Source organism: Psychrobacter sp. CAL346-MNA-CIBAN-0220 (genome assembly GCF_040309805.1).
Classification (GTDB): Bacteria; Pseudomonadota; Gammaproteobacteria; order Pseudomonadales; family Moraxellaceae; genus Psychrobacter.
Map to the genome: position 1 here is coordinate 1 of NZ_JBEOPF010000697.1, position 239 is coordinate 239.

A 239-nucleotide genomic window follows, 5' to 3' on the forward strand; every position below is an offset into this window, starting at 1 on the left:
GTACACGGCCGCGGCGGCGAGATAGAGCGGCAGTGGCTGATAGGTCGCCGCGATCACTTCCTGCGCGCTGCGCAGCAGTTCGGTCACGGTGATCACGGACACGAGCGACGTGTCCTTGATCAGGCTGATCAGGCTGTTGGACAGGCTCGGCACCGCGATGCGCAGCGCCTGCGGGCCGATCACGTAGCGCAGCGTCTGCCCCCACGACAGCCCGAGGCTGTACGCGGCGAGCCACTGGC

The 239-nt window shown here is 68.2% G+C and carries 1 protein-coding gene; it reads right to left on the reverse strand.

Annotated features, from left to right (window positions below; translation table 11 throughout):
- Positions 1–239 (reverse strand): ABC transporter permease subunit (locus tag AAEY88_RS15360; RefSeq protein ID WP_350563780.1); only part of this gene is annotated, 239 nt, incomplete at both ends.